Origin of the sequence: Streptosporangium sp. NPDC048047 (assembly GCF_040653115.1) — a bacterium.
GTDB lineage: Bacteria > Actinomycetota > Actinomycetes > Streptosporangiales > Streptosporangiaceae > Streptosporangium.
On record NZ_JBEZNH010000014.1, the window covers coordinates 67,517 to 85,023 of the forward strand.

At 72.5% G+C, this 17,507-nt stretch carries 14 protein-coding genes; 7 read left to right on the forward strand and 7 right to left on the reverse strand.

Annotated elements, in window-relative coordinates; all coding sequences use genetic code 11:
- Positions 1 to 118: 118 nt before the first annotated feature.
- A complete protein-coding gene (locus tag AB0D67_RS15115) occupies positions 119 to 649 on the reverse strand; it encodes a YbaK/EbsC family protein (protein ID WP_362934526.1) in 531 nt (176 codons plus the stop codon).
- Between the two features lie 118 nt (positions 650 to 767).
- On the opposite strand from AB0D67_RS15115, the gene AB0D67_RS15120 reads away from it, so the two are divergent.
- Together AB0D67_RS15120 and AB0D67_RS15125 are read left to right on the forward strand one after the other, a co-directional pair.
- The gene (locus tag AB0D67_RS15120) at positions 768 to 1,613 is read left to right on the forward strand and encodes a L,D-transpeptidase family protein (RefSeq protein ID WP_362934529.1); all 846 of its coding nucleotides are present in this window, start codon (positions 768 to 770) and stop codon (positions 1,611 to 1,613) included.
- A 486-nt stretch (positions 1,614 to 2,099) separates the two neighbouring features.
- A complete protein-coding gene (locus tag AB0D67_RS15125) occupies positions 2,100 to 2,546 on the forward strand; it encodes an SAV_6107 family HEPN domain-containing protein (RefSeq protein ID WP_362934532.1) in 447 nt (148 codons plus the stop codon).
- A 182-nt stretch (positions 2,547 to 2,728) separates the two neighbouring features.
- Here AB0D67_RS15125 and AB0D67_RS15130 read toward each other — a convergent pair whose 3' ends face one another.
- The 6 genes from AB0D67_RS15130 to AB0D67_RS15155 form a co-directional block, all read right to left on the reverse strand.
- Positions 2,729 to 3,949 carry a PP2C family protein-serine/threonine phosphatase gene (locus tag AB0D67_RS15130; protein ID WP_362934535.1) on the reverse strand — a complete coding sequence of 407 codons (1,221 nt, stop codon included), beginning with the start codon at positions 3,947 to 3,949 and terminating at the stop codon, positions 2,729 to 2,731.
- A 146-nt stretch (positions 3,950 to 4,095) separates the two neighbouring features.
- A complete protein-coding gene (locus tag AB0D67_RS15135) occupies positions 4,096 to 4,590 on the reverse strand; it encodes a transcriptional regulator (protein WP_179818469.1) in 495 nt (164 codons plus the stop codon).
- A gap of 410 nt (positions 4,591 to 5,000) precedes the next feature.
- Complete coding sequence (locus AB0D67_RS15140; protein ID WP_362934538.1) at positions 5,001 to 5,933, reverse strand: universal stress protein; 933 nt, start codon at positions 5,931 to 5,933, stop codon at positions 5,001 to 5,003.
- A complete protein-coding gene (locus AB0D67_RS15145) occupies positions 5,930 to 7,354 on the reverse strand; it encodes an amino acid permease (RefSeq protein ID WP_362934541.1) in 1,425 nt (474 codons plus the stop codon). The genes AB0D67_RS15140 and AB0D67_RS15145 overlap by 4 nt, the downstream gene beginning before the upstream one ends.
- Before the next feature lie 33 nt (positions 7,355 to 7,387).
- Positions 7,388 to 8,323 (reverse strand): carbamate kinase, encoded by a 936-nt coding sequence (gene arcC / locus AB0D67_RS15150; protein WP_362934544.1) that lies wholly within the window; start codon positions 8,321 to 8,323, stop codon positions 7,388 to 7,390.
- A 37-nt stretch (positions 8,324 to 8,360) separates the two neighbouring features.
- Positions 8,361 to 9,605, reverse strand: coding sequence for an arginine deiminase (locus AB0D67_RS15155; RefSeq protein ID WP_362934547.1), 1,245 nt, complete (start codon positions 9,603 to 9,605; stop codon positions 8,361 to 8,363).
- Between the two features lie 272 nt (positions 9,606 to 9,877).
- On the opposite strand from AB0D67_RS15155, the gene pyrR reads away from it, so the two are divergent.
- From pyrR to carB, 5 genes are all read left to right on the forward strand, one after another.
- Positions 9,878 to 10,444 carry a bifunctional pyr operon transcriptional regulator/uracil phosphoribosyltransferase PyrR gene (gene pyrR, locus AB0D67_RS15160; RefSeq protein ID WP_362934550.1) on the forward strand — a complete coding sequence of 189 codons (567 nt, stop codon included), beginning with the start codon at positions 9,878 to 9,880 and terminating at the stop codon, positions 10,442 to 10,444.
- Positions 10,441 to 11,376 (forward strand): aspartate carbamoyltransferase catalytic subunit, encoded by a 936-nt coding sequence (locus AB0D67_RS15165; protein ID WP_362934553.1) that lies wholly within the window; start codon positions 10,441 to 10,443, stop codon positions 11,374 to 11,376. The genes pyrR and AB0D67_RS15165 overlap by 4 nt, the downstream gene beginning before the upstream one ends.
- On the forward strand, positions 11,373 to 12,677 hold the full coding sequence (locus AB0D67_RS15170) for a dihydroorotase (protein ID WP_362934556.1): 1,305 nt from the start codon (positions 11,373 to 11,375) through the stop codon (positions 12,675 to 12,677). The genes AB0D67_RS15165 and AB0D67_RS15170 overlap by 4 nt, the downstream gene beginning before the upstream one ends.
- Positions 12,678 to 12,941: 264 nt before the next feature.
- Positions 12,942 to 14,192: a glutamine-hydrolyzing carbamoyl-phosphate synthase small subunit gene (carA, locus tag AB0D67_RS15175; RefSeq protein WP_362934559.1), complete on the forward strand. Its 1,251-nt coding sequence runs from the start codon at positions 12,942 to 12,944 to the stop codon at positions 14,190 to 14,192.
- Positions 14,185 to 17,507 (forward strand): carbamoyl-phosphate synthase large subunit (gene carB / locus AB0D67_RS15180; protein WP_362934562.1); only part of this gene is annotated, 3,323 nt, incomplete at its 3' end. The genes carA and carB, both read left to right, overlap by 8 nt.

Consider the following 17,507-nt stretch of genomic DNA (forward strand, 5'->3'; position numbering starts at 1 on the left):
CGCCCGAACCGGACCGAGCCGGGAAATGAACGCCCGGCGGTACGGCGGCGCGGCGGGAACCGGCCGGCCGTCCCGGTGAGCGCGCCGGCGGCCGGCGGCCCGCGGCGTCACGGGCCTCCTACCCGGCGGTGGTCCTCTCCTCCGCCGCGGCCGTCTCCCGCGCGGGGGCCGGCTCCTCCACCTCGGTCGCGACGCCCCCGGTGAGGCGGAGCAGTTCGGCGAAGGACGTGGGGAAGACCGTGTGCGGGTGACCCGCCGCGGCCCACACCGTCTCGTACCGGCCGAGCCAGGTGTCGACCAGGGTCCGCAGGGGGGCCGGATGGCCGACCGGGGCCACCCCGCCGATCACCTGGCCGGTGGCCGCCCGGACGAAGTCGGGACTCGCGCGCCGTACCTTCGCCGCGCCGGCCGTCCGGGCCACCAGGGCGGTGTCCACCCGGTGGGCGCCGCTGGTGAGCACCAGGAGCGGCTCGCCGTCGGCGTCGAAGACCAGGCTGTTGGCGATCGCTCCGACCTCGCAGCCCAGCCGGGCCGCCGCCGTCGCCGCGGTCGGGGTCGCCTCCTCGAACACCACGATCTCACCGGCGGCGCCGTGCTCGCGGAGGACCGCGGCGACCTTCTCCACATTCGGATGCAACTTTTCTGGCACGCGGCCACTCTAAACAGTTGGACCGTTGCATGCCGTCCCATTGACCGTGATGGGGACGAGACGACGATGCACTATGGTCCCTTGATCCAGAAATCACGGTAACGAGGGGATGGTCCAGATGAGAGTCCGACGGCGGCTCGGAGCGGCCACGCTGGCTGCGGCGGCCCTCCTTGTCTCCTCACCCGGTCTCGCGAGCGCCGCGGCGGCTCCCCGCACCCCGGCGGGCGCCCTCCCGGCCGCCGCGGTCCCGGTCACCGCTTCCACGGTCACCGGGGCCCCGGTCGGCGCGGCCGCGGTCCCGATGGCGGCGCCCGCGTTCACCGCGCCCGGCCGGACGCTCCGGCTCGGCGCCAAGGGGGCCGAGGTCAAGGTGCTCCAGACGCGGCTGCAGCAGCTCGGCTACATGCCGGGCACGGCCGACGGCCGGTACGGCGGGGGCACCCTGACCGCGCTGTGGGCCTTCCAGAAGGTCCACGGCATCGCGCCGACCAGCACCGTGGCGAGCAGGACGTGGCGGGCGCTGGAGGCTCCGCGCGCCCCGAGGGTGCTCGTGCCGGGCGGCCGGGCGACCCGGGTCGAGGTGAACCTCACCCAGCAGGTGATGGTCCTGTACGTCGGCGGGAGGGTGCGGCTGATCAGCCACATCTCCTCCGGCAGCGGGATCCCCTACTGCGAGACGGCCACCTGGAACGGCCGGACCCAGCGGTTCTGCGGCAACGCCCGCACGCCGACGGGCGACTACCGGACGACCTGGCGGCGAAGCGGCTGGCACACCTCCTACCTCGGCAAGCTGTACAACCCGATCTTCTTCAACGGCGGCATCGCCCTGCACGGTGCGTTGTCGGTGCCGCTGGCCCCGGCCTCGCACGGCTGTGTGCGGCTGCCGATGAACGTCGCGTCGGCACTGCCCAAGCTGCTCGGCACCGGAGTGCCGGTGCACGTCCGCGGGAGGTTCGTGCGGTAGCCCACGGGACCGTCCGCGGTCTCCACCGCGGCCCGCCCGCCGCCTCTCCGTACGCCGTCTCCGCCGTGGCCCGCCCTTCCCCGGCGGAGCCGGTACGGCGGGGCGCGCGGCGGCCGCGACGGGAGCCCGCCCCGCCGGTTCGCAGGCCGTCCCCGAGCCCCTGTTCGAGCGCGGAGAACCCCGGGAGATCCCCATCTCCCGGGGTTCTCGCTTTTCCCGCCGATCGAACCTTTGTTCGCCGCCCTGCTTGACAGTGCGGGTGATCGAATTTATGTTCGATGTAAAGATGCGAGGCTCGCGGCTCGCGTCCAGGGGCGGTCGTCCGCCGTCGCCGCCGTCACGGCGGCGACGGCGGGCGGGAACCGGACGGGGAGAGGGGAAGCTCCTCGTCCGGCCGCCCGGCGGATTTGTCGGTGGTGTCTGCGAGCCTTGACATCACCGGTGAGAACGCCGGGAGCCGCTTGCGACCAAGGAGGTTGAAGCGCAGTGATCCATCGACCCGGTGACTCGGGCGGGCCCCGGCTCTCGCCCACGGTCCGGGCGCATCTGGCCGATGCGCGCGACTGCCTGGAGGAGGCCGCCGCCGCGACCACCCCCGCCACCCGTTACGTCGCGGCCCACCTGGCGGCCCTGCGTGCCGCCGCCGCGGTCCTGGCCGCCCGCCCGCGCCCCATGGACGGCCGCAGGCGCAGGCTGCGCAGCGCCTGGGAGCTGCTGCCGGAGGCGGAGCCCCGGCTGGCCGACTGGGCCCCCTATTTCGAGATGAGCGCCACCAAGCGCGCCTCGGCCGAGGCCGGCATGACGCGCGTGGTGTCGGCGCGCGACGCCGAGGAGCTGATCTCCGAGGCGGAGCGGTTCGTCGCCACCGTCGAGAAGATGCTCGGCGTGCCCGTCCAGCCCACCCTGCCCGGCAGCGTCCCGCTGGCCGGCTGACCCCCGCCGCCCGGCGAACCCCCTCACACGCCCTCACACGCCGGCAGGCGCGCCCCTCACCGCGTCGTCCCGCCGTTCCGTCATCCCGTCGCCCGCGTCCGCGGCGTCCCGGTCCCGTCCTGTGGCCCTGCCGGGCACTCAGGAGACCCCGGCCGGGCGCTCAGGGCCTCCCTGCCGGGCGCTCAGGGGACCGCCGAGGGGGCTGACGCGTCCGAGGAGTCCGTCCGGCGGTCCACCCGGTGGCGCAGCAGGAGCATCGCGGCGTCGTCGCCCAGCGGGCGGCCCACGTGCCGCAGCAGGTCGGCGCGCAGGGCGTCCAGGGCCAGTTGCGGATCCGATCCGCCGAGCAGGTGCGCCCGCGCCTCCAGCGGATAGAACTCGCCCGCCCCGTTGCGCGCCTCGATGACCCCGTCGGTGTAGAAGAGCACCTGCTCCCCGGGCTCGAAGGGGATGCGGTACGGCTTCGGCTCGCTGACCCGCAGTGCGCCCATGCCCAGGGGCAGCGCCTCCTCGGGCGGTTCGGCGAAGCACTGCTTGTCGCCGGCTCCCAGCACCATGGGCGGCGGGTGACCGCAGTTGACGATGGTGATGGAGGCGTCGCCGGTGATCTCGGCGAGGATCGCCGTCACGAACTGCTCGCCCGAAAGCTCCCTGGTCAGGGCGTTCTCCAGGCGGGTCACCACGCGCAGCAGCCCGGTCTCGTCGTGGGCGGCCTCCCGGAAGGCGCCCAGCACCACCGCGGCCGTCTCCACCGCCTCCAGGCCCTTGCCCTGCACGTCCCCGACGATGATCCGCACCCCGTGCGGGGTGGTGACCACGTCGTACAGGTCGCCGCCGATCCGGGCCTCGGCGGTGGCGGAGGTGTAGGAGACGGCGACGCTGATCTCGGGTCCGGCCCGGCGCGGCACCGGCCGCAGCAGAACCCGCTGGGCGGCCTCGGCCACCGAGCGGACGTCGGCGAGTTGCCGTTCGTGGCGGAGCCGGCCGGCGCTGGCCAGCACGCTGGCCATGGTGACGCCCAGGATGGCCATCATGGTGATGTTGGTGCGGGAGCTCCACAGGACGTCGTAGTGCAGGCCGAGGGCGACGCACAGCGCCAGCGCGACGATCCCGACCACCGTCGTCCGGCCCAGGCCGCAGGCGACGCTGGCGAACGCCGGGCCGAGGGCCAGCAGGGGGAGCAGTCCGGTCTCCGGGCCCGAGCCGAGGTCGGCCAGGGCGACCACGGCCATGACGACGAAGGGCAGCAGCCGTAGGGTGCCCTGGGTCCTGCTGCCCCCGACGGAGGTCAGCAGTCGCAGGAAGGCGCGGGTCTTCGTCGAGCCGAGCATCGCCACGACGACGTCGAGGCGGCTTTTCGGGGACGGAGGAGAGTGATCGTGCCGATCCTCTCTCCGTGCCATGTTCACCACATCTCGCTAAAGCCGTATTTGCCTTTTCCTACCACAGTGAAGGTCTTCTGTGGCGGTATGCGAGTGATCTTCCGGAGATACGGCGTGTCGCACTCCGCGGCCGTGGGCGCGCCGCGGCGGCACGCCCACGGCGACGGTCAGAACGACTCGACGGCGCGCCGTGCCTCGGGGTCGAGCACGCCCCAGTTGATGAGCTCCTCGGTGAGCTCGGCCGGGGACTTGTCGTAGATCACCGCCAGGGAGCGGAGGTCCTCCTGGCGGATGGACAGCACCTTGCCGTTGTAGTCGCCACGCTGGCTCTGGATGGTGGCGGCGTAACGGGCCAGCGCGCCGGCCTTCTCCTTGGGGAGCTGGGCAAGGCGCTCAAGGTCGATGACAAGCTTCGGCGTCGGGCCGAGCGGGCTCGGCGCGGCGCCGCCGGGCAGCAGCTCCGAAACCGGCACGCCGTAGAAATCAGCCAGTTCGGCAAGCTTCTGGACCGTCACGGCGCGGTCACCGCGCTCATAGGAGCCGACCACGACCGCCTTCCAGCGCCCGCGCGACTTCTCTTCGACTCCGTGCAGGGACAGGCCCTGCTGGGTGCGGATGGCACGGAGTCGTGCACCCAGCGACTTGGCGTACTCAGACGGCATAGTGTGGCCCCCCGGCTCTGTTATGCACTGCTTTCACTTGATTGTGCTCCCTCGCAACTTATGCCCCAACCGCTGGGTTGGTGCGCGGGACAGGGACCTTCGGTGACGGGAGCGTCAGGGTTTACCCGATAAGGCCGCGAGGTGCGGTTACGGACAGTGACGGTAAAGCTGTGGACGCCCAAGGTCAAGCTGATTGGAAAAAAGATGCGGAATCCGGTCCGGTGGGTTCCGCCTCAAAGGCCGCAGTTGTCCCGCATGGGCGATACGGCCCCACCGGTCGCCGTGCCGGACGGCCGCGACGGCCGCCGTCCCGCGCGGACGCGGCACGGGCGCGGCACGGACGCACCGGGGCGTCCACGGGCGCCCCACGGGCGTGAGGAGACCGTGGGCCGCCGCCCCGGCGCGGCCGGTCACGCCTCGCCGCTCCGGGCCCTCCTGGCGCCCCCGGTGCTCCCGGCCGGTTCGGCGGGCCGCGGCGGCGGGTTGCGGGGCAGCATCATCACCGGGCACGCCGACGCGCGGATGATCTTCATTGACGTGTCGCCGAGGAAGACCCGGCGCAGCGGGCCGGCCGTGCTGGAGGCGCAGACCAGCAGCGCGCCCTCGCACCCGGCGCCGCCGAGCGCGGACGCCACGTCCCCGCCCTCCAGCACCTGCGTCGTGACCTCCACATCGTGCCCGTGCGCCGCCTCCCCGAGGTCGGCGGCGGCCCGCTCACGCAGCCGGTCGAGCGTCTGCTCGGCAGCCTTCACCCGCATCCCCCGGCTCACGACCAGGGTGATCAGGTGCAGCGGCGTCCCCAGCGCCGCGGCGATCTCCGCGGCCGGCCGTACGGCGTCGTCGGAGGCGGGGTCGCGGCGGTAGGCCACGGCCAGCCGCCGGATCGCCGGCGGGTGGTCCTCGGCGTACCCGCGCGGGGCCAGGGCGACGGGCACCGGGCAGGAGTGCAGGAGCTGGTCGGCGGTGCTGCCCAGCGCGATGCGGCCCCGGGAGCCCCGGGGCGCGGAGCCGATGACCACCGCGTCGGCGCCGATCCGCCCGGCGAGCCCGACCAGTCCGCGCCCGCTGCCGCGGTCGGCCTCCAGCATGTAGCCGATCGGCACGTCCCGGACGCCGGTCAGGGCCAGCCGTGCCTGCTGCAGCGCCTGGGCGGCCTGCGCGGTGATGTAGGCCCGCCACTCGGCGTCGACCTTCCCGGGGCCCGGCGTGGGCCAGGCGGGCGGGTGGACGTGTCCGACGGTCAGCCGGGCCCCGGCCTGCCTGGCCAGCAGCACGGCCAGCGCCAGCCCGTCCCTGCCCCGTGTCTCGGGGATGAACCCGGCGAGGATGTGCTCGATCTTCATCTGGTGCTCCGGTTGAGACGGGAGTGGCGGTAGCCGTACAGGAAGTAGGCGAGCAGGCCGGCCGCCATCCAGGCCCCGAACGCGAGCCAGGTGACGGACGCGAGCCCGGCCATCACGACGAAGCAGAAGATCACCCCGAGGATCGGGGTGACGGGGAAGAACGGCGTGCGGAAACTGCGCGGCAGCTCCGGGCGGGTCCGGCGCAGCACGAGCACGCCCGCGTTGACGATCGCGAAGGCGAACAGGGTGCCGATGCTGGTCGCCTCGGCGAGCTGGCCGAGCGGGATGAACCCGGCCAGCGTCGAGACGAACAGGGCCACGATGAGGGTGTTGGCGACCGGCACCTGACGGCGCGGGTCCACCCGCTGGAAGACCTTCGGGATCAGGCCGTCGCGTGACATCGCGAACAGGATGCGGGTCTGGCCGTACAGGACGGTGAGCACGACGCTGGCGATGGCGACGACCGCGCCGAAGGAGATGACGATCCCCGGCCAGGTCGCCCCGGTGGCCCGGTCGGCGACCAGGGCGAGGCTGGCCTCGGTGGTGTTCGGGTCGAACAGCCGCCAGTGCATGGCGCCGACGGCCGACAGCGCCACCGCGACGTAGACGATCGTGACGATGACCAGGGACAGGATGATCGCCCGCGGCAGGTCGCGCTTGGGGTCGCGCGCCTCCTCTCCGGCCGTGGAGGCGGCGTCGAAGCCGATGTAGGAGAAGAACACCTGCGAGGCGGCGGCGGTGACGCCGGCCATGCCCAGCGGGGCGAACGGCGTGAGGTTGCCCGTGCGGAACGCGCTGAAGGCCACCGCGCAGAAGAACACCAGCACCACGATCTTGATGAGCACGAAGACGACGTTGGCCCTGGCGCTCTCGGAGGCGCCGCGCAGCAGCAGCCAGGTGGCCAGCAGCACGATCAGGATCGCGGTGAGGTTCAGCACGCCGCCCTGGTCGCCGGGGGAGTGGGTGACGGCGTCGGGCAGGCGCGTGCCGGACAGGTCCTCCAGGAAGCGGTTGAGGTACTCGCCCCAGCCGACCGCCACGGCCGCCACCGAGACCGCGTACTCCAGCATCAGGCACCAGCCGCACACCCACGCCACCAGCTCGCCCATCGTCGCGTAGGCGTAGGAGTAGGACGACCCGGAGACCGGGATCGTGCCGGCCAGCTCGGCGTAGGACAGCGCGGAGAACAGGGCGGTGACCGCGGCCAGCACGAAGGAGGCGACCACCGCTGGACCGGCCTTCGGCACGGCCTGGCCGAGGATGACGAAGATGCCGGTGCCGAGGGTGGCGCCGACGCTGAAGAGGGTCAGCTGCCACATGGTCATGGTCCGGCGCAGCTCGCCGCCCTCGCCGTGGCCGCCCTCGGCGACGATCTCGTCGGCCGGCTTGGTGCGCAGCAGCCGGCGCGCCATGGAGACCATCGGCGCTCCCTTCCCCTCACCCCGTGCCCTGGATCAGGGCATGCCGTCCGGCGGCCAGGTTCCGCCGGGCGTGACGATGGTGCCCGCCGTGCCCTCAAGGATCCGCGCCGCGTCCTCCAGCCTGCCGATGGCGGCCATGTCGCCGGTCGTCTCGACGAACCGGGCGACCGCCTCCACCTTGGGTCCCATGGAACCGGCCGGGAAGTGCTCGGCGCGCAGCTCGTGGGGCGTGGTGCGGGCGATCTCCTCCTGCCGCGGGGTGCCGAAGTTCCTGGCGACCCCCGGCACGTCGGTCAGCGACATGAACACGTCCGCCTCCAGTGCCTCGGCGAGCAGCGCGGCGGTCAGGTCCTTGTCGACGACGGCCTCGATCCCCTGGAGCAGGCCGACCTCGTTGCGGATGACCGGGATGCCGCCGCCGCCCGCGCAGATCGTCAGGACGCCGTCGCGGACCAGGCGGCGGATCAGCCGGGTCTCCACCACCCGCTGCGGCACGGGGGAGGGCACGACCCGCCGCCAGCGGTCGCCGTCCTGCTTGACGGTCCAGCCGTACCGGGCGGCCAGCTTCTCGGCCTCCTCCTTCTCGTAGCCCTGGCCGACGAACTTGGCGGGGTCGTCGAAGGCGGGGTCCACGGCCGAGACGAGCGTCTGGTTGACCAGCGCGGCGACCTGACGCCCCGGCAGGGCGTTCTGCAGCGCCTGCAGCAGCCAGTAGCCGATCATGCCCTGCGTCTCGGCGCCGATCGTGTCGAGCGGGTAGGGCCGGCTCAGCTCGGGGTCGTGCGCGCTCTCCAGGGCCAGCACGCCCACCTGGGGGCCGTTGCCGTGGGTCACGATGAGCTCGTGCCGTACGGCCAGCTTCGCCAGCGACGCGGCGGCGGCCAGGACGTTGTCCCGCTGCGCCTCGGCGTCGGGCCGCTGCCCGCGCCGCAGCAGGGCGTTCCCTCCGAGGGCGACCAGGATGCGCACGGCTCAGCCTCCCGGGGTGGTCGTCACGGCGGCCTCCTCAGACGCCGTCGCGTTCGAGGGGGCAGCTCATGCAGCGCGGGCCGCCCCGGCCCCGGCCGAGCTCGCCGCCCGGGGTGGTGATCACCTCGATGCCGTTCGCGCGCAGGTGGTCGTTGGTGACGGTGTTGCGCTCGTAGCCGATGACCACGCCCGGCTCGACGGCCAGCGTGTTGCAGCCGTCGTCCCACTGCTCCCGCTCGGCCGCTCGGACGTCCTGCGTGGGCGTGAGGATCTCGATGTCGTCCAGCCCGACGGCGCGGGCGATGGCCCGGTGCATGTCCTCGGGGGCGTGGTCGGTGATCTTGAGTTCCTTCTCGGTGTCGCCGGGCTCGACCGTGTAGGAGGGCAGCATGCCCAGGCCGGCGAACTTGGTGAACACCCCGACGTCCACGTTCGTCATGACGGTGTCCAGGTGCATGAACGCCCTGGCCTTCGGCAGGTGCAGCGCGACGATCCGCTCGGCGCCGCCCCGGGCGAACAGGCTGCGCGCGAGCATCTCCACCGCCTCGGGCCTGGTGCGCTCGCTCATCCCGACCAGGACCGCCCCCCGGCCGATGACCAGGACGTCGCCGCCCTCGATGGTGGCGGGCGCGGCCGACATGCCGGGCATCCAGACGTCGTAGCCGCCCTCGCCCGGCCGGTCGTAGCCGGAGGCGAACATCGGGTGGTAGCGGTAGATCGCCTGGTAGTTGACGGTCTCGCGGCGGCGGGCCTTGCGGCGCATCGCGTTGATCGAGACGCCGCCGTAGATCCAGCAGGAGGTGTCGCGGGTGAACAGGTGGTTGGGCAGCGGCGGCAGGACGAACTCGTCCGGCTCGCGGGTGTGGAACGCCAGGCTCTTGGGGTCGGTGCCCCGCTCCACCAGCTCGCGCTTGGTGATGCCGCCGACGAGGTGGCGCTGCAGGTCGGCCGCGTCCATCGAGTCCAGCGCGTTGCGCAGCGCGTCGACGGCCATCGGCCCGAAGTAGCGCTCGTCGATGACGTTGTCGAGGACGTACTTGCGCGCCTCGGGGACCTCGACCGTCTCGCGCAGCAGGTCGGCCAGCAGGTGCACGACGACGCCCCGCTCGCGCAGGATGCGCTCGAACTGCCGGTGCTCCTCCATCGCGCGCTCCACCCACAGCACCTCGTCGAAGAGGAAGTCCTCCTTGTTGGAGGGGGTGAGGCGCCGCAGGGCCAGCTCGGGCCGGTCCAGCAGGACCCGGCGGAGCCTGCCCACCTCGGAGCCGACGTGGAAGGTCATGTCTTTCGTCCTCCGTGTTACCTCGATGCGCATCGGGCGCTTCAGGGGTGGTTCATCCACCGCTTTCCCGGTTTTCCCGGTTCTCCGGGTTCTTCCCTCTTTTTGGAGTTTTTCCCGCAGGTCGCCGCCGGAAGGCCGGAACGGCCCGCGCCCCGCCCGGCGGCGCCGGAGGCGCGAAGGGGCTGGTTGGGAGGCATCACGGCGCGCCTGCTACCGTGAGGCGTCGACTTCCTTTAAGACCCGTCCCGTGAGGCGGGAAAGGTGGTGTTCTTTTGGCTGACGCCGTTTCGCATGCCCAGGACGCGCGCGCGGTCCTCGAGGGACCCGACATCAACCGCGCCCTGATCCGCATCTCCCACGAGATCCTCGAACGCACCAAGGGCGCCGAGGACATCGTCCTGCTCGGCATCCCCACCCGGGGTGTCCACCTGGCCCGCCGGCTGGCCGGCCACATCGCCCGCTTCGAGGGCCGCCCGGTGCCCGTCGGGTCGCTCGACATCACGATGTACCGCGACGACCTGCGGCTGCGCCCGGCCCGCGCCCTCGGCCGCACCGACCTGCCCGCCGACGGCATCGACGGCAGGGTCGTCGTCCTCGTCGACGACGTCCTCTTCTCCGGCCGCACGGTCCGCTCCGCGCTCGACGCGCTCAACGACCTGGGCCGCCCGCAGGCCGTGCAGCTCGCCGCCCTGGTCGACCGCGGCCACCGCGAGCTGCCCATCCGCGCCGACTACGTGGGCAAGAACCTCCCCACCTCCAAGTCCGAGATCGTCAAGGTCTACCTGGAGGAGAACGACGGCCGCGACGCCGTCCTGCTGCTGAGGGGGGACGGCCGGTGAGGCGCCATCTCATCTCCGCGGCCGACCTGAGCCGCGACGACGCCCTGCTCATCCTCGACACCGCCGACGAGCTGGCCAAGATCTCCGACCGCTCGATCAAGAAGCTGCCGACGCTGCGCGGCCGTACGGTGGTCAACCTTTTCTTCGAGGACTCCACCCGGACCCGGATCTCCTTCGAGGCGGCGGCCAAGCGCCTGTCGGCCGACGTGATCAACTTCTCGGCCAAGGGCTCCAGCGTCTCCAAGGGCGAGTCCCTCAAGGACACCGCGCTGACCCTGGAGGCGATGGGCGCCGACGCCGTCGTCATCCGGCACGGCGCCTCCGGCGCGCCACACCGCCTGGCCGGCTGGGTCCGCGGCAGCGTCGTGAACGCCGGCGACGGCACCCACGAGCACCCCACCCAGGCGCTGCTCGACGCGTTCACCATGCGCCGCCGACTGGGCCCGCTGGACGGCAGGAGGGTCACCATCGTCGGCGACGTGCTGCACAGCCGGGTGGCCCGCTCCAACGTCCTGCTGCTGAGCACGCTCGGCGCCGAGGTGACCCTGGTCGCCCCGCCGACCCTGCTGCCGGTGAGCGTCGGCTCCTGGCCCTGCGAGGTCTCCTACGACCTCGACGCCGTGCTGCCCAAGTCGGACGTGGTGATGATGCTGCGCGTCCAGCGCGAGCGGATGAACGCCGCGTTCTTCCCCACCGAGCGGGAGTACAGCCGCCGCTACGGCCTCGACCGCGACCGCGTCGCCAGGATGCACGACGACGCCATCGTGATGCACCCCGGTCCGATGAACCGGGGCATGGAGATCGCGGCCGAGGTGGCCGACTCACCGCGCTCGACGATCGTCGAGCAGGTCGCCAACGGGGTGACCACGCGCATGGCCGTCCTGTACCTGCTGCTGGGCGGCGCCGACCTCGGGGGAGAGATCCGACAGTGAGCGAGCAGCGAAGCACCGTGATCAAGGGAGCGCGGATCCTCGGCGGCGAGCCCGCCGACATCCTCGTCCGCGGCGGGGTCGTCGAGGAGGTCGGCCAGGGGCTGACCGGCGACGAGACGATCGACGCCCGGGGCCTCATCGCCCTGCCCGGCCTCGTCGACCTGCACACCCACCTGCGCGAGCCGGGCCGGGAGGACGCCGAGACCGTCGAGACCGGCACCCGCGCCGCCGCCCTGGGCGGCTACACCGCCGTCCACGCCATGGCCAACACCGACCCGGTCGCCGACACCGCCGGCGTCGTCGAGCAGGTCTGGCGGCTGGGCCAGGAGGCCGGCCACTGCGACGTGCGCCCGGTGGGCGCCGTCACCGTCGGCCTGGAGGGCGAGCGGCTGGCCGAGCTCGGCGCGATGGCCGACTCCGCGGCCCGGGTGCGGGTCTTCTCCGACGACGGCAAGTGCGTCTCCGACGCGGTGCTCATGCGCCGCGCCCTGGAGTACGTCAAGGCGTTCGACGGAGTGATCGCCCAGCACGCCCAGGAGCCGCGGCTGACCGCGGGCGCGCAGATGAACGAGGGCGCGGTCTCCGGCAGGCTCGGCCTGACCGGCTGGCCCGCGGTCGCCGAGGAGGCGGTCATCGCCCGCGACTGCCTGCTGGCCGCGCACGTCGGCTCCCGGCTGCACGTCTGCCACGTCTCCACCGCCGGCTCGGTGGAGATCATCCGGTGGGCCAAGTCCAAGGGCTGGGACGTCACCGCCGAGGTGACCCCGCACCACCTGCTGCTGACCGACGACCTCGTCGAGGACTCCCCGGTCGGCGCCTACAACCCGATCTACAAGGTCAACCCGCCGCTGCGCACCCGCGCCGACGTCGAGGCGCTGCGCCTCGCGCTGGCCGACGGCACGATCGACTGCGTCGCCACCGACCACGCGCCGCACCCGGTCGAGGACAAGGAGACCGAGTGGTCCGCCGCGGCGATGGGCATGATCGGACTGGAGACGGCGCTGTCGGTGGTTCACGAGGCCATGGTGGAGACCGGCCTGCTTGACTGGTCGGGTGTCGCCGAGCGCATGTCGTACGCCCCGGCCAGGATCGGCCGCCTGGCCGGTCACGGCCGTCCCGTCGAGGCGGGCGCCCCGGCCAACATCACGCTGTACGACGCCTCGGCGCGCGCGGAGGTGGACCCCTCGGGCTTCGCCTCGCGCAGCCGCAACACGCCCTACGAGGGCAGGACGCTGCCCGGCCGGGTCGTCGCGACCTTCCTGCGCGGCAGACCGACCGTCCTGGACGGCAAGCTCGTCTGACGCCTCACCCCGCCGCCCGCCGTACGGTCCGCTCCGTACGGCGGGCGGGAGGGGCCGCCGGGTCCCGGCCCGCGGAGGCGCGGAGCGCCGGGGGGAAGCGCACCCGACGACGCGTGCGCGGACGCGTGACGGCCGGCCCGCGCCCGGGAACGGGCGGGCGGGGCCGGACGGACGGCGCGTCTCACATCGTGGAGATCCCCTCCACCAACATGCCTGATATTTCATACTTTGCGGAGCAGTGACCGATATGATCGGGGTTTTCGAGTGACCGCAGTGCTAGTGCTGGAAGACGGCCGCGTCTTCCAAGGGGCGCCCTACGGCGCCGAGGGAGAGACCTTCGGCGAGATGGTCTTCAACACCGGGATGACCGGCTACCAGGAGACGCTCACCGACCCCTCGTACCACCGTCAGATCGTCGCGATGACCGCGCCGCACATCGGCAACACCGGCGTCAACGACGAGGACCCCGAGTCCTCGCGGGTCTGGGTGGCCGGCTACGTCGTCCGCGAGCCCGCCCGCGTCTCCTCCAGCTGGCGCGCACGCCGCTCCCTCGACGACTACCTCAGGGAGCAGGGCGTCGTCGGCATCGCCATCCCCGGCACCCGCGCCCTCACCCGCCACCTGCGCGAGCGCGGGGCCATGCGCGCCGGGATCTTCTCCGGCGACGCCCTCGCCACCGTCGAGGAGCTGGTGGAGCGCGTACGGCGCAGCCCCGGCATGGAGGGCGCCGACCTGGCGCGGGAGGTCTCCACCGCCGAGCCGTACGTGGTGCCGGCGATCGGCGCCAAGCGTTTCACCGTGGCGGCCGTGGACCTCGGGATCAAGGCGATGACCCCGCACCGGCTGGCCGAACGCGGCTGCGAGGTGCACGTCCTGCCCGCCACCAGCACCGCCGAGGACATCCTCGCCCTCGGCCCCGACGGGGTCTTCTTCTCCAACGGCCCCGGCGACCCGGCCACCGCCGACGCCGCCGTCGAGGCGCTGCGCGGCGTCCTCGCCGCGGGCAGGCCGTTCTTCGGCATCTGCTTCGGCAACCAGATCTTCGGCCGGGCCTTGGGCCTGGGCACCTACAAGCTGCGCTACGGCCACCGCGGCGTCAACCAGCCGGTCCAGGACCGGAGCACCGGCAAGGTGGAGATCTCCGCGCACAACCACGGCTTCGCCGTACAGGCGCCGCTGGACGGGCCGTTCGACACGCCGTACGGCCCGGCGGAGGTCAGCCACGTCAACCTCAACGACGACTGCGTCGAGGGGCTGCGACTCGTCGACCGGCCGGCCTTCAGCGTCCAGTACCACCCCGAGGCGGCGGCCGGCCCGCACGACTCCGCGGGGCTCTTCGACCGGTTCTGCGAGTTGATGGAGCAGCACGCGACCATGAGCGCGGAGCAGGAGAGGGGACGAGCGAGCGGAGCGGGCGGCGACGGAGGAGCCGGCCGCGCAGCGAGTGAGGAGCCGAGCGCGACCATGAGCGCGCAGCGGAACGCGACCATGAAGACGGAGGGCAAGGATGCCTAAGCGCACGGACATCCGGTCGGTCATGGTGATCGGCTCCGGGCCGATCGTGATCGGCCAGGCCTGCGAGTTCGACTACTCCGGCACCCAGGCCTGCCGCGTGCTGCGCGCCGAGGGCTTCCGCGTGATCCTCGTCAACAGCAACCCGGCCACGATCATGACGGACCCGGAGTTCGCCGACGCCACCTACGTCGAGCCGATCACCCCGGAGATCGTCGAGAAGATCATCGCCAAGGAGCGGCCGGACGCCCTCCTGCCCACCCTCGGCGGCCAGACCGCGCTCAACACCGCGATCGCGCTGCACGAGGCCGGGGTGCTGGAGGAGTACGGCGTCGAGCTGATCGGCGCCGACGTGGACGCCATCCAGGCGGGCGAGAACCGCGAGATGTTCAAGGCCATCGTCGGCAAGGTCGCCGCCGAGCGGGGCCTGAACGCCGAGTCGGCCCGCTCGGTCGTCTGCCACACCATGGACGAGTGCCTGGCCGCCGCCACGGAGCTGGGCTACCCGCTGGTGGTGCGCCCCTCCTTCACCATGGGCGGCGTCGGCTCCGGCTTCGCCCACGACGAGGACGGCCTGCGCCGCATCGCCGGGGCCGGCCTCGACGCCTCCCCGACCAGCGAGGTGCTCCTGGAGGAGTCCATCCTCGGCTGGAAGGAGTACGAGCTGGAGGTGATGCGCGACCGGGCCGACAACGTCGTCATCGTCTGCTCCATCGAGAACCTCGACCCGATGGGCGTGCACACCGGCGACAGCGTCACCGTGGCCCCCGCGCTGACCCTGACCGACCGCGAGTACCAGAACATGCGCGACGTCGCCATCGCGGTCATCCGCGAGGTCGGCGTGGACACCGGCGGCTGCAACATCCAGTTCGCGGTCGACCCGGCCACCGGCCGCATGGTCGTCATCGAGATGAACCCCCGGGTCTCCCGCTCCAGCGCGCTGGCCTCGAAGGCCACCGGCTTCCCGATCGCCAAGATCGCGGCCAAGCTCGCCATCGGCTACACCCTGGACGAGATCCCCAACGACATCACCCGGGAGACCCCGGCGTCGTTCGAGCCCTCGCTCGACTACATCGTGGTCAAGGTCCCGCGGTTCGCCTTCGACAAGTTCCCCGGGGCCGACGCGACGCTGACGACCCACATGAAGTCGGTCGGCGAGGCCATGGCCATCGGCCGGTCCTTCCCCGAGGCACTGCAGAAGGCGCTGCGCTCCCTGGAGAAGAAGGACGCGGTCTTCACCTGGGCCGGGGAGCCCGGCGACAAGGACGCGCTGCTCGACGCCTGCCGCACCCCGCACGACGGCCGCCTGCGCGCCATGCAGCAGGCCATCCGCGCCGGGGCGACGCCCGAGGAGCTGTTCGAGGCCACCTCGGTGGACCCGTGGTTCCTCGACCAGCTCTTCGCGATCGACGAGGTCGCCGGCGGGCTGCGCCGGGCCCCGCGGCTCGACGCCGAGGCGCTGACCCTGGCCAAGCGGCACGGCTTCAGCGACGCGCAGATCGCCGAGCTGTGCGACATGACCGAGGAGCGGGTGCGCGACCTGCGCCACGCGCTCGGCGTGCGGCCGGTCTACAACACGGTGGACACCTGCGCCGCGGAGTTCGCCGCGCGGACGCCCTACCTGTACTCCACCTACGACGAGGAGACCGAGGTCCCGCCGGGCGAGCGGCCCAAGGTCATCATCCTCGGCTCCGGTCCCAACCGCATCGGCCAGGGCATCGAGTTCGACTACGCGTGCGTGCACGCCTCCTTCGAGCTGTCGAAGGCCGGCTACGAGACCGTCATGGTCAACTGCAACCCCGAGACGGTCTCCACCGACTACGACACCTCCGACCGGCTCTACTTCGAGCCGCTCACCCTGGAGGACGTCCTGGAGGTCGTCCACGCCGAGCAGCAGAGCGGCCAGGTCGCGGGCGTCATCGTCCAGCTCGGCGGCCAGACCCCGCTGGGCCTGGCCCAGGCGCTCAAGGACGCCGGCGTCCCGATCGTCGGCACCTCGCCGGAGTCGATCCACCTCGCCGAGGAGCGCGGCGCGTTCGGCCGCGTCCTGGCCGAGGCCGGCCTGCCCGCGCCCCGGCACGGCACCGCCACCGGTGAGCAGGACGCCCTGGAGATCGCCGCCGAGATCGGCTACCCGGTGCTGGTGCGGCCCTCCTACGTCCTCGGCGGCGCCGGCATGGCCATCGTCTACGACGACGAGACCCTGGTCACCTACATGTCCCGGGCCGGGGCCGCCAGCGACCACCCGGTGCTGGTGGACAAGTTCCTCGACGAGGCCGTCGAGATCGATGTGGACGCCCTGTTCGACGGCGAGGAGCTCTACCTCGGCGGCGTCATGGAGCACATCGAGGAGGCCGGCATCCACTCCGGCGACTCGGCGTGCTCGCTGCCGCCGATGACGCTGGGCAGCCACGACATCAAGCGCATCCGCGCGGCCACCGAGGCCATCGCCCGCGGCGTGGGCGTGCGCGGCCTGATCAACGTGCAGTACGCCATGTCGGCGAACATCCTGTACGTGCTGGAGGCCAACCCGCGCGCCAGCCGTACGGTGCCGTTCGTCTCCAAGGCCACCGCGGTGCCGCTGGCCAAGGCGGCGGCCCGGGTGATGATGGGGGCGGGGATCGCCGAACTGCGCGCGGAGGGCATGCTCCCGGCCGAGGGCGACGGCGGCACCCTGCCGCTGGACGCGCCAATCGCGGTCAAGGAGGCGGTGCTGCCGTTCAACCGGTTCATCCGCAGCATGAACGACGCGGTGGACACGGTGCTGGGCCCGGAGATGCGCTCCACCGGCGAGGTGATGGGCATCGACGAGTTCTTCGGCATCGCCTACGCCAAGTCGCAGGCCGCCGCCTACGGCTCGCTGCCGGTCAAGGGACGGGCGTTCGTCTCGGTGGCGAACCGGGACAAGCGCGCCATGATCTTCCCGGTGAAGGCGCTCGCCGATCTCGGCTTCGAGATCCTGGCCAGCGAGGGCACCGCCGAAGTGCTGCGCCGCAACGGCGTCCATGCCAAGATCGTGCGCAAGCAGAGTGACGGGCCGGGCCCCGACGGTGAACCGACCATCGGCCGGCGGATCCTGGACGGCGAGGTGGATCTCATCGTGAACACGCCCTTCGGCAGCCCCGGCCAGTCCGGGCCGCGGCTGGACGGCTACGAGATCCGCACCGCGGCCGTGCTGCGGGGCATCCCGTGCATCACGACCGTCCAGGGCCTGGCCGCCGCCGTACAGGGCATCCAGGCGATCGTACGCGGCGACGTGGGGGTACGGTCCCTCCAGGAGCACGCGGAGCGGCTGAGGGGACGAGTGAGCGAAGTGGC

What these genes read in the sequence shown, in the direction of transcription:
- AB0D67_RS15155 (WP_362934547.1), bottom strand. Translation starts at nt 9,605, where the DNA reads ATGACCTTCCACGTCGGCTCCGAGGTGGGCAGGCTCCGCCGGGTCCTG.
- AB0D67_RS15130 (WP_362934535.1), bottom strand. Translation starts at nt 3,949, where the DNA reads ATGGCACGGAGAGAGGATCGGCACGATCACTCTCCTCCGTCCCCGAAA.
- AB0D67_RS15140 (WP_362934538.1), bottom strand. Translation starts at nt 5,933, where the DNA reads ATGAAGATCGAGCACATCCTCGCCGGGTTCATCCCCGAGACACGGGGC.
- AB0D67_RS15135 (WP_179818469.1), bottom strand. Translation starts at nt 4,590, where the DNA reads ATGCCGTCTGAGTACGCCAAGTCGCTGGGTGCACGACTCCGTGCCATC.
- AB0D67_RS15120 (WP_362934529.1), top strand. Translation starts at nt 768, where the DNA reads ATGAGAGTCCGACGGCGGCTCGGAGCGGCCACGCTGGCTGCGGCGGCC.
- AB0D67_RS15145 (WP_362934541.1), bottom strand. Translation starts at nt 7,354, where the DNA reads ATGGTCTCCATGGCGCGCCGGCTGCTGCGCACCAAGCCGGCCGACGAG.